Annotated in this window: 15 protein-coding genes; 6 read left to right on the top strand and 9 right to left on the bottom strand. The window is 65.9% G+C overall.

Features of this window, described 5'->3' with window-relative positions; genetic code table 11:
• Positions 1–21: 21 nt before the first annotated feature.
• The 3 genes from ACQP1G_RS19475 to ACQP1G_RS19465 are packed head-to-tail and all read right to left on the bottom strand — an operon-like array spanning position 22 to position 3,083.
• Positions 22–1,083, bottom strand: coding sequence for a 2-dehydropantoate 2-reductase (locus ACQP1G_RS19475; protein ID WP_433206213.1), 1,062 nt, complete (start codon positions 1,081–1,083; stop codon positions 22–24).
• Between the two features lie 21 nt (positions 1,084–1,104).
• Positions 1,105–2,043, bottom strand: a complete 939-nt coding sequence (locus ACQP1G_RS19470; RefSeq protein ID WP_433208661.1) for a helix-turn-helix transcriptional regulator — start codon at positions 2,041–2,043, stop codon at positions 1,105–1,107.
• Between the two features lie 44 nt (positions 2,044–2,087).
• Positions 2,088–3,083 carry a helix-turn-helix transcriptional regulator gene (locus ACQP1G_RS19465; RefSeq protein WP_433206210.1) on the bottom strand — a complete coding sequence of 332 codons (996 nt, stop codon included), beginning with the start codon at positions 3,081–3,083 and terminating at the stop codon, positions 2,088–2,090.
• A gap of 88 nt (positions 3,084–3,171) precedes the next feature.
• Between ACQP1G_RS19465 and ACQP1G_RS19460 the strand changes: the two genes are divergently transcribed.
• Positions 3,172–3,468: a thiamine-binding protein gene (locus tag ACQP1G_RS19460; RefSeq protein WP_433206207.1), complete on the top strand. Its 297-nt coding sequence runs from the start codon at positions 3,172–3,174 to the stop codon at positions 3,466–3,468.
• A gap of 85 nt (positions 3,469–3,553) precedes the next feature.
• Here ACQP1G_RS19460 and pafA read toward each other — a convergent pair whose 3' ends face one another.
• The 5 genes from pafA to dop all read right to left on the bottom strand — a co-directional run bounded on the left by pafA (position 3,554) and on the right by dop (position 9,150).
• Positions 3,554–4,912: a Pup--protein ligase gene (gene pafA, locus ACQP1G_RS19455; RefSeq protein ID WP_433206204.1), complete on the bottom strand. Its 1,359-nt coding sequence runs from the start codon at positions 4,910–4,912 to the stop codon at positions 3,554–3,556.
• Positions 4,913–5,237: 325 nt separating this feature from the next.
• A complete protein-coding gene (gene prcA, locus ACQP1G_RS19450; protein ID WP_433206201.1) occupies positions 5,238–6,032 on the bottom strand; it encodes a proteasome subunit alpha in 795 nt (264 codons plus the stop codon).
• Positions 6,029–6,895 carry a proteasome subunit beta gene (prcB, locus tag ACQP1G_RS19445; protein WP_433206198.1) on the bottom strand — a complete coding sequence of 289 codons (867 nt, stop codon included), beginning with the start codon at positions 6,893–6,895 and terminating at the stop codon, positions 6,029–6,031. Before prcB ends, prcA begins: the two co-directional genes overlap by 4 nt.
• Entirely contained in the window at positions 6,892–7,086 is a 195-nt protein-coding gene (locus ACQP1G_RS19440; protein WP_014351559.1) for a ubiquitin-like protein Pup, read from the bottom strand. The genes prcB and ACQP1G_RS19440 overlap by 4 nt, the downstream gene beginning before the upstream one ends.
• Positions 7,087–7,650: 564 nt before the next feature.
• Positions 7,651–9,150 (bottom strand): depupylase/deamidase Dop, encoded by a 1,500-nt coding sequence (gene dop / locus ACQP1G_RS19435; RefSeq protein ID WP_433206195.1) that lies wholly within the window; start codon positions 9,148–9,150, stop codon positions 7,651–7,653.
• A gap of 138 nt (positions 9,151–9,288) precedes the next feature.
• Between dop and ACQP1G_RS19430 the strand changes: the two genes are divergently transcribed.
• From ACQP1G_RS19430 to ACQP1G_RS19420, 3 genes are all read left to right on the top strand, one after another.
• On the top strand, positions 9,289–10,527 hold the full coding sequence (locus ACQP1G_RS19430) for a DUF418 domain-containing protein (RefSeq protein ID WP_433206192.1): 1,239 nt from the start codon (positions 9,289–9,291) through the stop codon (positions 10,525–10,527).
• Between the two features lie 203 nt (positions 10,528–10,730).
• Positions 10,731–11,447 (top strand): hypothetical protein, encoded by a 717-nt coding sequence (locus tag ACQP1G_RS19425; protein ID WP_433206189.1) that lies wholly within the window; start codon positions 10,731–10,733, stop codon positions 11,445–11,447.
• A gap of 19 nt (positions 11,448–11,466) precedes the next feature.
• The gene (locus tag ACQP1G_RS19420) at positions 11,467–11,994 is read left to right on the top strand and encodes an NUDIX hydrolase (RefSeq protein WP_433206186.1); all 528 of its coding nucleotides are present in this window, start codon (positions 11,467–11,469) and stop codon (positions 11,992–11,994) included.
• On the opposite strand, the gene ACQP1G_RS19415 is transcribed toward ACQP1G_RS19420, so the two are convergent.
• The gene (locus tag ACQP1G_RS19415; protein WP_433206183.1) at positions 11,995–12,609 is read right to left on the bottom strand and encodes a TetR/AcrR family transcriptional regulator; all 615 of its coding nucleotides are present in this window, start codon (positions 12,607–12,609) and stop codon (positions 11,995–11,997) included.
• Positions 12,610–12,671: 62 nt separating this feature from the next.
• Between ACQP1G_RS19415 and ACQP1G_RS19410 the strand changes: the two genes are divergently transcribed.
• The gene (locus ACQP1G_RS19410) at positions 12,672–13,259 is read left to right on the top strand and encodes an alpha/beta fold hydrolase (protein ID WP_433206180.1); all 588 of its coding nucleotides are present in this window, start codon (positions 12,672–12,674) and stop codon (positions 13,257–13,259) included.
• Complete coding sequence (locus ACQP1G_RS19405; protein WP_433206177.1) at positions 13,256–13,513, top strand: hypothetical protein; 258 nt, start codon at positions 13,256–13,258, stop codon at positions 13,511–13,513. Before ACQP1G_RS19410 ends, ACQP1G_RS19405 begins: the two co-directional genes overlap by 4 nt.
• The last annotated feature ends 48 nt before the right edge of the window (positions 13,514–13,561 follow it).

Raw genomic sequence — 13,561 nt, 5'->3', positions numbered from 1 at the left:
GTGTTCAGTGACGCCCCGCCGCTAGCGACTGCTTGCAGGTCGCTCGAAAGGGTCGGCCGCCGCCGTTCGCAGCTGCTCCAGCAGTTCCGGTCCGGTCCAAGTGCGCCGGTCGCCGTGTTCGGCGGCCACGATCAGCTCGATGAGTCGCTGGTTCACCGGTGTCGGCAGTCCGACCATCGCCCCGAGGCTCACGATCTCCCCGCACAACCAGGAGATTTCGGTTTTGCGTCCGAGCGCCAGGTCGTCTGCCATGGACGAGCGGGCCTGCGGATCGACGCCGAGGACCTTTCCGGCGACCCGACGGAAGATCGCATCCGGAACGGTCAGCAGCCGGACCATCGCCTTCGGTGGCAGCGGCGTCAGCCGTGCCGGGCGAATTCGCGCCCTGTTCATCGCGGCTAGCGCCTCGCCCTGGGTCAGCGCAAGGCAGCGGCGGTAGTCGCGGTCGGCCAGTTCCTCCCGCAAAGGTCGGCCCGACAGCGCGTTGATGGGGTTGTTGAGATTGAGCAGTAGCTTGGCCCATTGCACCGGTAGCAGGTCGCGATAGCGGCGCAGCGCGAGCCCGGACCGCGCGAAGACATCGGTGAACGGCGCGAGCGCCGAATCGTCCTGCACCGCTAGTCCGCCGTCGGTGCCGCGGTGGAATCGGCCGTCCGAATCGTGCACGACGTTGAACATCACCATGCCCGCCAGCACCACGCAGGTGGGCAGGATCTCACGGATCACCGCATCGTTGCCGATTCCGTTCTGCAGGCTCAGCACCACCGTGCCGGGACGGATCTTGCCATCGAGATCGTGCACCGCCGTCGCCGTCGCCGCCGACTTCACCGTTACCAGTACCAAGTCCGCGGATCCGACATCCTCGGGAGTGGTCGCCAACCGGACCGCGTCCCCGGCCACCGTGACATCGCCGCCGTCCAGGTCGGTGAGCCGCAGCCCGGACGCGCTGATCTCCTCCAACACCCGCTGCCGACCGACGAAGGTGACATCGGCCCCGGCCGCCGCCAGCTTCCCGCCGACGAACGCACCGATACTCCCGGCGCCAAGGACCAGCACTCGTGCAGGCGCCACTACGTCACTCACGCCGATCCAGCCTCCGTGCGTTCATCTGGTCTCCAGGAAACCGGCCGCCGCATAGGCGGCCAGGGCGGCGTTCGAGCGTTCGCGCACCGCGGCGATCAATTCCGGCGGGCCGAGCACCGTGACGCCGGAACCGAAGCCGAGCAGCAGCCGCGCCATCCAGTCCAGGGTCGCGAACCGCATCGTCGCCTCGATGCTGCCGTCCGGGTGCACCGCCATCCGATGCATCGGGTATTGGTCGAGTACCCAGCCGTAGTCGCCGCGAATACGCAAGCGCGCCAACGGAACCGCGGGATCATCCTGGAACAGGTCGAGCGCGGCGGCCTCTTCGGTCGCATGGCTCGGCGGACGGGCGGGCTCGTCGAGTTCGGTGGCCGCCTCGATCCGGTCGAAACGGAACAGCCGCACGCCCTCGGCCTGTCTGCACCAGGCCTGCAGATAGCTGTTGTTGTCCACAAGGACAATACGAATGGGATCGACGACGCGTTCGGAGACCACATCGCGACTCGCCGAGTAGTAGACCAGTCGCAGCGCGTGCTGGCGGGCCAGCGCGGAACGCACCGTCGCGACGGCCGGGGCCTCGGCCGGCGGCACCTGCTCGCGGGATTCGGCGTCATCGCTGGTCTTACCACCGACAATGGCCGATTCGAGTTTGGCGATCGCCGCATGCGCCGCGGTCGGATCGACCATGCCGGGCATATCCACGATCGAACGCAGCGCGACCAGCAACGCGGTCGCCTCGGTGGAGGTCAGGCGCAGCGGGCGGTCGATGCCCGCCGAGAAGGTGACCTCGATGCTCTCCTCGGAGAACGACAGGTCGATCAGGTCGCCAGGGCCGTAGCCGGGCAGGCCGCACATCCACAGCTGGTTGAGATCGCTCATCAACTGCTTGGTCGTCACACCGAGATCGGCCGCGGCCTCGGCGGCGCTGATGCCCGGATTGGCGATGAAGTACGGGATCATGTTCAACAGCCGCGAGAGCCGAACCGAGAGCCGACTGCGCTCACTCACGCGGTGACCTCCGTATGGTCGAATACCGAACGCAGTCGCTCGACCACATCCGCGCGCAATTCCTCCGGTGCGAGCACCACGGCGTCGGGTCCGAGCCCGGTGATCAAGCGCGCCAACCAATCTCGCGACCGGATCGGGAGTTCGACCACCACACCGGTGCGGCCGCCGATGGACCGGTGTTCCAGCACCGGGCCGAGCCTGCGGATTTCGCGACCGTGGCCGTCGGCCACCCAGACCGTCGCAGTGCCGGTGACCGGGGCGGCGCCGGTCACCGTGCCGACGATCTCCCGCAGGTCGACCCCATCGGGCTTGCTCACCGCATTCGGTGGGCCGTAGGCGGTCACATCGTCGCCGATGCGGGATAGCCGAAAGCTGCGGACCGCATCCCGGTTCCGGTCGTGCCCGACCAGATACCAGCGGCCGTTATGGGTCACCACACCCCAGGGCTCGACATCGCGCATGACATACGGCTCGTTGATCGCACCCCGATGTTCGAAGCGCACCCCCTGACCGGCATCGATGGCGGCGAGCAGCTTGCCGAGCACCGCATCCGATCCGCGGGTGCGGGCCGGAACCGCGGGTACCGACGCCACCGCGGCATCGGTTTCCACGTGAATGCCGGCCGCGCGCAATTTCAGCAGTGCGCCATCGGCCGCGGCCGCTAGCTCCGGCGACTCCCACATCTGCACCGCGACCGCGACCGCCGCCGCTTCCTCGCTGGTCAGATCGATATCGGGCAGCTCATAGGCATCCCGGTTGATCCGGTAGCCCTCCACTGTCGAATATCGGCTGACCTGCCCGACCTCCAGAGGAATGCCCAGGTCACGCAGTTCGTTCTTATCCCGCTCGAACATTCGACTGAACGCCTCGTCGCTGGCCGAATCCTCGTACCCCGCGACGCTGTCCCGAATCCGCTCCGCGGTCAGGAATTGCCGGGTCGACAGCAGCGCGATGACTAGATTCATCAGCCGCTCGACCTTGGATATCGCCACTCGACACAGGGTAATCGGCCCGCCGCCGCGACCGCGCGTCGGCGCGCGATTCCCCCCATTCCTGATTCTGCGCCGCCATCATGGACTCATGATCATCGCGTTCTCCGTGACACCATTGGGTGACGGTGTAGATATCGGCCGAGCCGTCGCCGAGGCGGTCCGCGTGGTGCGAGCCAGCGGCCTCCCGAACCGCACCGACGCCATGTTCACCACCATCGAGGGCGAATGGGACGAAGTTATGGCCGTGGTCAAGTCCGCCACCGACGCCATCCTCGCCGTGGCCCCCCGCTGCAGCCTGGTCCTCAAGGCCGACATCCGCCCCGGCGTCACCGGCGCCCTGACCTCGAAGATCGAAACCATCGAGCGCTACCTCGCAGAGAGCTAGCGACCGCCCACGGTAGTGAAAAGGTGGCTCGGTCCGAGCCTGTCGGCGACCCTTTCGCTACGCTCGACGACTCTTTCCTGAGCGCTTACATCGAGGCGATGAGACGGTCCACCCGTTCGTCGACCGAGCGGAATGGGTCCTTGCACAACACCGTTCGCTGGGCTTGGTCGTTCAGCTTCAGATGGACCCAGTCGACCGTGAAGTCACGACCGGCCTCCTGCGCCGCGGTGATGAAGTCGCCGCGGAGTTTGGCACGGGTCGTTTGGGGCGGGGTCTCCACGGCGGCGTCGACGGCCTCGTCCTCGGTGACGCGCTTGGCCAGGCCTTTGCGCTGCAACAGGTCGAAGACGCCGCGACCGCGCTTGATGTCGTGGTAGGCCAGGTCCAGCTGGGCGATCTTCGGGTCGGACAGTTCCATACCGTAGCGATCCTGGTAGCGCTGGAAGAGTTTGCGCTTGATCACCCAGTCGACCTCGGTATCGACCTTGGCGAAGTCCTGCGCCTCGACCGCGTCCAGGGTGCGGCCCCACAGGTCGACGACCTGGTCGATATTCGGATCCCGGTCGCGGTTGCGCAGGTGCTCGACGGCGCGGGCGTAGTACTCGCGCTGGATCTCGAGTGCGCTGGCCTGCCGTCCACCGGCGAGCCGGACCGGACGACGACCGGTCAGGTCGTGGCTGACCTCGCGGATGGCGCGGATCGGGTTGTCCAGGGCGAAATCGCGGAACGAGACGCCCGCCTCGATCATCTCCAGCACCAGTGCCGCCGTGCCGACCTTCAGCATGGTGGTGGTCTCGGACATATTCGAATCGCCGACGATGACGTGCAGGCGGCGATACTTCTCCGCATCCGCATGCGGCTCGTCGCGGGTGTTGATGATCGGCCGTGAACGGGTGGTCGCCGAGGAGACGCCCTCCCAGATGTGCTCGGCGCGCTGCGAGAGGCAGAACGTGGCCGCCTTCGGCGTCTGCAGCACCTTGCCCGCACCGCAGATCAGCTGGCGGGTGACCAAGAACGGCAGCAGCACGTCGGAAATGCGGGAGAACTCCCCCGCACGCACGACAAGGAAGTTCTCATGACAGCCGTAAGAGTTGCCCGCGGAGTCGGTGTTGTTTTTGAACAGGTAGATGTCGCCGCCGATGCCTTCCTCCGCGAGGCGCTGTTCGGCGTCGATCAGCAACTCCTCCAGCACGCGCTCACCGGCCCGGTCGTGGGTGACCAGCTGCGCCAAGTTGTCGCACTCTGCGGTGGCGTACTCCGGATGCGACCCGACATCGAGGTAGAGCCGAGCACCGTTGCGGAGGAACACGTTAGAGCTACGGCCCCAGGAAACTACCCGGCGGAACAAATACCGGGCCACCTCGTCGGGGCTGAGCCGACGGTGTCCGTGGAAGGTGCACGTCACACCGAATTCGGTCTCGATCCCCATGATTCGTCGCTGCACACTATCGACATTACAGCCATGTCATGTACTTCCGTGGGGCTGCGGACGATGCCGATGCATACGTCTTCACAACGATTTCGCGCTGTATTCGATATGCGGCACCTGCAGCGCCGCGTATTCGCGGCCCCCACTGTCTCGCATCCGAACGGTCGTGACTCGCGCCTACGACGCATGCGCTTCGACCATTGGGACATGCAACGGGGCCGCGAACGTCGCTCATGAGGCGAGCTCCGTAATGGTCGAGGCAGGGGCGGCGATCCACCAGCCGAGACGAGGCCCCCGCGATTCCATTTCGGAACCGGCGGGGGCCTCCTGAGAGCGTCGTTCACTCCGCTTTCGGAGCGTCCTTCCCCTCGGCCTCTGCGGCAGCCGTAGCGGCCGCAGCTTTGCTCCTACTCCCGGACTTACCGCCGGTCAGCAGCTGCTCCAAGGTTGTACCGGCAACCCGCCGGAACGCCCGCCGCGGCCGTGCCTGCTCCAGGGTGGCGACCTCGAGCGAGCCGACTCCGAGAACGCGTTTGTCCTTGTCCGCGGCGCCCTCGGGCAATCCGGCCTGCAGCGCCTTCACCGCCACCGCGACGGCGCTGGCCAAATCGAGGCCGGGTTTGTAGGACGCCTTCAACGCGGTCAGGATCGGCTCGGTCGTGCCGCCCATCACCACGTATTCGCGCTCGTCCACGATCGAACCGTCGAAGGTGATCCGGTAGAGCACCGACTCCGGCGACTGCTCCGGATAGCCCACCTCGGCCACGCAGATCTCGACCTCGTACGGCTTGAGCTGATCGGTGAAGATCGTGCCGAGGGTCTGCGCGTAGGCATTGGCCAGTCCGCGACCGGTGACATCACGCCGGTCGTACTGGTAGCCCTTCAGGTCCGCCTGCAGGATGCCGCCGCGGCGCAGCGCCTCGAACTCGTTGTACTTGCCGACGGCCGCGAACCCGACGCGGTCGTAGAGCTCGCTCACCTTGTGCAGCGTCGCCGACGGATTCTCCGCGACGAACAGCACACCCTTGTCGTAGGTCAGCACGATCACACTGCGACCGCGGGCGATACCCTTGCGCGCGAGTTCGGTCTTATCGCGCATGATCTGTTCGGCCGACGCGTAGTACGGCAGTGTCATGCTGAGGCACTCCCCTCTTCCGCGGCCTCGCGATCGGCGACGATCGCCCGCGTGATCTCCTCCAACCGCGATTCGGTCACCTCATCGGCGCCCTCATCATTGATCACGATCGCCGTCGGGTAGATGCCGCGCACCAGATCCGGTCCGCCCGTGGCGGTGTCGTCGTCGGCCGCGTCGAAAAGCGATTCGACGGCGATCCGCAACGCGCGGTCCTCATCGATTCCCTTGGCGTACAGCTTCTTCAACGATGACTTCGCGAACATCGAACCCGAGCCGACCGCGGTGTAACCGAACCGCTCCTCGCTGCGCCCACCGACCACGTCGTAGGACACGATGCGACCTGCCTTGTCCGGATCGGTGGCGTGCTGGTCGTAGCCGACCAGCACCGGAACCACCGCCAGACCCTGTAGTGCGGCAGGGAGGTTGTCGCGCACCATCTTCGACAGCTTGTTGGCCTTGCCGTCGAAGGTCAGCGAGACGCCCTCGATCTTCTCGTAGTACTCCAGCTCCACCGCGAACAACCGCACCATTTCGATGGCCATACCCGCGGTGCCCGCGATACCGGCCGCCGAGTAGGTGTCGGTGATGTACACCTTCTCGATATCCCTGCTGGCCAACAGGTTTCCCTGGGTGGCCCGCCGGTCACCGGCGATCAGCACACCGCCGCGGTACGAGACCGCCACGATGGTGGTTCCGTGCGGAGCCAGATCCTTCGCGACGGTGCCACCGGAAACTCCGGTGGCACCGTCGATCGCGCCGAATCGGTTGCCTGGCAACAGCTCCGGAGCGTGCATTCGCAGGTGCTCGGTGAATGACGAGAGGGCGTGCCCCGGGTGGAGACGCAAGGGGTCACCTGCTGTCACTGGCCACCCTTCTGCACATACGCGCGAACGAAGTCTTCCGCGTTCTCCTCGAGCACATCATCGATCTCGTCGAGCAGGTCGTCGGTGTCCTCCGCCAATTTCTCGCGGCGCTCCTGACCGGCGGCGTCAACGCCCTCCGGGCCCTCGTCCTCGTCGCCGCCCCCGGCGCGTTTGGTCTGCTCTTGTGCCATGGCAGCCGACCTCCTCTGTCCTCATCATGACCAGGGCTCCATTCTGAGCACGACCCTGATCATGAGCAATGTCCGTGCCCGTATCTCAACACTACCCAGCCACCCTGACAACGTGCTCTGTTATCGGCCGCGCGGGGCGCGGCGTGTTCTGTGTTGTTGGCCGCGCCTTCGGCGCGGCGGGTTCGCGGCCCCCTTGGTCTCGCGTCCGAGCCGTCGAGACTCGCGACTGCGTCGCATGCGCTTCGACGACTCGGACGCGAGACGGGCCGCGAACGGGTCGCTCGTAAGACTCGCTCCGTCGGGGGCACAGAGGTGCGGGAACGATCGGCACCAGATGTACACCCGCACGGTGGCCGAGACTCGCGACTGGGAGTGGTCGCTGATGTGCGGGTCGTTCGGCACTGGGTGTACGCCGGCCCAGTGGTCGAGACTCGCGCCTGCGGCGCATGCACTTCGACGACTCGGACGCGAGACGGGCCGCGAACTCCTCGCTCGTAAGACTCGCTCCGTGGTGCGCGCGTTCGCGATAATCGTTGCTACCTGGGCGTATTCACCCGATCTGAACTAGGTGGTCAGCTGTTCGACCAACTCGGCTGCGGTATTCACACCGTCGAGCAGCTTGCCGACGTGGGCCTTGGTGCCACGGCGTGGTTCCAGGGTGGGGATGCGCACCAAAGAATCGCCGCCCAGGTCGAAGATCACAGAATCCCAGCTGGCCGCTGCGATATCGGCACCGAATCGACGCAGACATTCGCCGCGGAAGTAGGCGCGGGTGTCGGTCGGCGGTTTGGTCATCGCGTCGAGGACCTGCTGCTCGTTGATCAGGCGCTTCATCGAACCGCGCGCCACCAGGCGGTTGTAGAGCCCCTTGTCCAGGCGCACATCGGAGTACTGCAGGTCCATCAGGTGCAGCTTGGGCGCGGCCCAGCTCAGGCCCTCACGCTTGCGCATACCCTCGAGCAGGCGCAGTTTGGCGGGCCAGTCGAGCAGGTTGGCGCATTCCATCGGATCGCGTTCGAGCAGGTCGAGCACCATGGCCCAGTTCTCCAGGACGTCCTTGACGCGCTCGTCGTCGTTACCGCTGCGTGCCACGAACTTCTCCACCCGGTCCAGGTAGATGCGCTGCAACGCGAGTCCGGTGAGTTCGCGGCCGTCGGTGAGCGCCACCGTCGCGCGCAGTGTCGGATCGTGGCTGATCTGGTGTACCGCGGTGACCGGGCGGGCCAGCTGCAGATCCGACAGATCCTCGCCCGCTTCGATCAGGTCGAGCACCAGCGCGGTGGTGCCGACCTTGAGGTAGGTCGACATTTCGGCGAGGTTGGCATCGCCGATGATGACGTGCAGTCGGCGATATTTGTCCGCGTCGGCGTGTGGTTCGTCGCGGGTGTTGATGATGCCGCGCTTGAGGGTGGTCTCCAGGCCGACCTCGACCTCGATGTAGTCGGCACGCTGGGACAGCTGGAATCCGGCGTGATCACCGGACTGGCCGATACCGACCCGGCCGGAGCCGCAGATCACCTGACGCGAGACGAAGAACGGCGTGAGCCCGACGATGATCTGGTTGAACGGGGTGTCGCGGCTCATCAGGTAGTTCTCGTGGGTGCCGTAGGAGGCGCCCTTGCCGTCGACATTGTTCTTGTACAGCTGCAGCCGCGGCGCGCCGGGAACGCTGGAGGCGTGCCGCGCCGCCGCCTCCATGACACGTTCGCCCGCTTTGTCCCAGATGACCGCGTCCAGCGGGTCGGTGACCTCGGGTGCGGAGTACTCCGGGTGGGCATGGTCGACGTAGAGCCGGGCGCCGTTGGTAAGGATCATATTGGCCGCCCCGACCTCGTCGGCGTCGATTACCGGGGCCGGACCGTTCATGCGACTCAGGTCGAATCCGCGCGCATCACGTAGCGGCGACTCCACCTCGTAATCCCAGCGCGTGCGCTTCGCGCGCGGCACACCCTCCGCTGCGGCATAGGCGAGAACCGCTTGGGTGGAGGTAAGGATCGGGTTGGCCGACGGCTCGGTGGGGGTGGAGATGCCGTATTCGACCTCGATACCGATGATGCGCTGCATACCGTCGAGCCTAGGCGACGCGCGGCTCCCGCCTGCCGGGACCGGCGGCATCGGCGATCACGGTGGACCTCAATGTCATACCGTGGGTGGTACTTCCGGAGGATACGTGCAGGCCGGAGCGGCCGGGATATTCGGAACATGACCGATTCGATCGCCGAAATCACGGGGTGCGGCCGCAAGCCGGACCAGCCGATCACCCCCGCACCGACGGCCTCCGCGCGCTTGGCGGCCCTGGACGTGCTGCGCGGTATCGCGATACTCGGCACACTGGGCACCAATATCTGGATTCTCACCAATGCCGAGGGCCTCGTCGGATATCTCGACGAACTGAACAGTTCCGCGACCGGCTGGATATGGGTCGAGCGGGTGCTGCAGCAACTGACACAGGGCAAATTCCTCGGACTGCTCACCATCATGTTCGGCATCGGCCTGGCCATCCAGCAGGGATCCGCGGCACGCGGCGGACGGCGGTGGCCCGGTAGTTACCCATGGCGGGCCGGACTGCTGTTCCTCGACGGTGTGTTGAATTTCGTCTTCGTCGCCGAATTCGATGTGCTCATGGGGTACGCGGTCACCGGGCTGGTCGTGGCCTTCATCCTCGCGACAAGTCAACGCGCGCAACGTCGTTGGCTGATCATCGCGGCGGGCAGCCATATCGCGATGCTCACCCTCATCGGGATCGCGATGACCTTTGCGAACCAACAGGATTCGACGCCACGCGAAGCGCTCGACCCGAACCCCTACGCGGACGGATCGTTCTGGGATCTGGTGCTGTTCCGGCTGCAGCATGCGGGCATGTTCCGTTTCGAGCCGATCTTCGTCTTCCCGATGTCGATCGCGCTGTTCCTCGCCGGTGCGCAGTTGTTCCGGGCCGGAGTGTTCCGGCCGGAGGGCGCACATATTCGCCGACGACTCATGATCATCGGATTCGTGGTTGCCGCGCCGATCGATCTGGCGGTCGGTGTGCTCGGTGGCGGCGATCTGTTGTTGCTGACCAGATACGGTACGGCCCCGTTCGTTGCGTTCGGTCTGCTCGCACTGGTGGCGGAGTTCTACCTGCGCCGCCCGCGCGTCGGATTCGTCGGCAGACGGCTCACCGAGGTCGGCCGCACCGCGTTGAGCTGCTACATCCTGCAGAATCTCGTCGCTTCGATCTTGTGCTATGGGTGGGGTTTCGGACTCGCCGCGCACGTGTCCCGCGACGCCAGGGTTCCGTTCACGGTGGGTGTCTACCTGGCGGTCGCGCTGATCATCATGACCGCCGCGCACCTGTGGTTGCGCCGGTTCGAGCGCGGTCCGGTCGAGTGGATGTGGAATCTCAGCTATCGGGCGCTGGCCCGCGAACACCGAGTCGACGCCGCCACCTGGTCGCGCTGATGTGCATCGCCGCATCCGGAGCGTCCGAAATCCGAGTAGCGGCGGCCGCACACGGCGGTGCGGGAGACGCAAAGAACACGAGTATTCGACTACTCGTGTTCTTTGCGTGCGGGTGCCGGATTCTTACCCGACGTCACCGAACTGGGTCGGCGTATCGATGTCAGTTGTATCGGAGGTGCGTCGTGTCGGAGCCGGCCCGAGCAATGAGTAAGGACCACGCATTCGCGGAGCTCGAACGACTCGCGAGCGAGGACCTGATCCTCTTCGATGGGCCCGGATCACCGGCCATGGTCGGATTCGCCGGATTCGACCCACACACCGGCCGACGGCAACCCGGCAGTCTCGCCGGAGTGATCATGCGTAGCGGCAACGCCCCGGCGACTCCGAAGCACCTGGACCCGCGAAATGCGTTGGCGCTGGTACGATTCTGCCGATTCCTGGCCGCCAACTTCGGCGTCACCGAGCTGCTGGTGGTCGGGATGGACGGCGACGAAACGCATCCGGACCGCACCCCGCGCGTCGACTGCCACGGCCAGGGCCGCGCCGTGGATTTCGCCGGGGTCATCATGCCGGTCGGCGATGTGTCACGCAGGATCACCGTGGCGACGCACTGGGGCACCGTCGAGACCGCGCTGACACCCAGCGGCATCTGGCCGGGCGGCACCCAGGTGCGGTATCGACTCGACGAACCCGATGCGAGTCCGCTCGGCGACCCGGACGGCGACCTGTTCGTCGCCGACTTCTTCCGCAGCGTCTACGATTTCGCGGCCAGCGAATGGCAGGACTACTCCGACAGTCCCGATCCCGCGTGCGCCATCTCCACCATCGGCGATCCGAGTTTCATCCTGCATCCCGACCATCCCGACACCAGGTCGGTCGACCACATCCACTTCCAGATCGGCAAGTCGGGGACCGAGTGAGCGGACTAGCGTCGAGGGTATGACGCTCGCCGACCGATATCCGTTGCTGCACACGCCCACCCGCTGGGAATGGGGTGGTCTGGACGTCCGATTCTCCACCGATCTGCCGCCCGACGAACTCGTCACCAATATCCACGTCATCTGCTTTGTCGGGACCGAGATCGTATTGTGCCGCGACGACCGCGATATCTGGATCGTGCCGGGCGGCACCCGGGAAGCAGGCGAAACGATCGACGACTGCGTGCGCCGCGAGCTCATGGAGGAGGCCGGTGCCCGCCCGATCGGGCCGATGCGCCCGATCGGGGCCCACCACACGACCACCGATCGCCTTGCGCCGCACCATCCTTGGCAGCCGCACCCGCACAAGGCATGGCTCTGGTGTACTGCGGATGTGGTGCTGGATTGCGCGCCGACCAATCCCGACGATGCGGAGAACATTCTCGAGGTCCGCACGTTCGCGCCCGACGAAGCGATGCGTCTGTCCCGAACCGACGGTGACCATATGGCCGAATTGCTCTGCCTCGCAATGGAATTCCATCGCGCGTGACTACCGGGGCGCGCGAAATCCGCTGAACAGTCTGGCGATATCGGTGACCGCATTCTCCGGCCGCAGCGTCGCGTGTTCGACGAGCAGGCGGTACCAGAACGGCCCGAAGATCAGATCGGTCGCGTACTCCACGTCGAGGTCGGCCGCGAGCTCACCACACATCACACCACGATTCAGTATCCGCACCACGACATCTCGTCGAGTCTGCACCCAGTCCCGGAACGGACCGGCGAAGTCCGGGTCCAACTGGGCCTCCGCCATCAACCCGCGTAAAGCCTTGACCCGCAACGGATATTCGACGACTCGGTACAGCGCCTCCAGGAACACGGTCAGGTCCCGCTCGGCCGATCCGGTGTCCGGGTCCGGCATACGCGCAGTGACCACCATGCCTTGCGCATCCATCACCAGCGTCGCCTTCGACTTCCACCAGCGGTAGATCGTGCTCTTGGCAACGCCGGATCGGGCCGCGACACCTTCGATCGTCACCTTGCCGAAGCCCTGCTCCTCGAGCAACTCGGCCGTCGCCCGCAGCACCGCATCGCGCGCGGACCGGCTCCGAATCCGCCCGCCGGTGCGCGGCGCCGCACTGTCGCCCGCATCACTTCCCTCGGCCATGCCGGTCAGTGTATCGTTTTTCAAAACGCTACGGTGCGTTTCGATTTAGGAGTTGAGTGACAATGAGTGCGATCGTGGTGAACCACGGCCTCGAAGCTCGCAGCGACAGCGTGTGGTTCCCCTACTTCGCGGCGGAACTGTCCGCGCAGGGGCATACGATAACGATCCCGAATCTGCCCGAACCCGAAGCGCCCCGGCTGGATTCGTGGCGCAAGGCCTTCGCCGAGGCGGCGGCAGCGGCGGGTCCGGCGAGCGATACCGTACTGGTCGGCCACAGCATCGGCGGCGTCAATGTGCTGCGAATGCTCGAACAACACGATGTCGCAGCGGCCGGGCAATTCGTGGGGGTGCTCCTGGTATCCACCGCCGCGCATGAGGTCGGCTACGACCTGCTGGCCGAATTCTTCGACGAACCGTTCAACTGGGCGCGCATCCGCGGCGCGGCGCGCACGTTCCGGGTGTTGGCGGCCGCCGACGATCCGGTCAATGTCCCCGATCCGGTCGAACATGTCGGACTGCTGGTCCGCGAATTGGGGGCCACCGCGGTGCTGACCGCGACCGGCAGCCACCTGGGCAACTACCCCGATGATCACATCGAACTGCCCGAGGCGGTTCGGCTGGTCGGCGAAATCCTGGCGGCCACTCGATGATTCAGCAGCGGGCCGACGAAAATCACGGACCTGCTACGCATTCCGCGGGTCCGGTCAAATGGAAGCTGTGGCTGCTGACGGTGATCGGTATCTATCCGCTGATCACCATTCTGGTGACGGCTACCGCCCCCTTACTCGAATCGCTGGCACCGCCACTACGGCTGGCGATCATCGTTCCGATCGCCGTCGCGGCCATGGTGTGGGTCGTGATGCCGTTCCTCACCCGTCGCTGCGCGGGGTGGCTGATGCGGTGACAACGGGCTCGAGCACCCCGGGCGGAGTCCGGCCGCGCGGCACCGGCT

The sequence above is a fragment of the Nocardia sp. CA-107356 genome, from assembly GCF_050946365.1.
GTDB lineage: Bacteria > Actinomycetota > Actinomycetes > Mycobacteriales > Mycobacteriaceae > Nocardia.
Note: the sequence above shows the minus strand (reverse complement) of the source record. Positions and strands in the feature narration are given on the sequence as shown.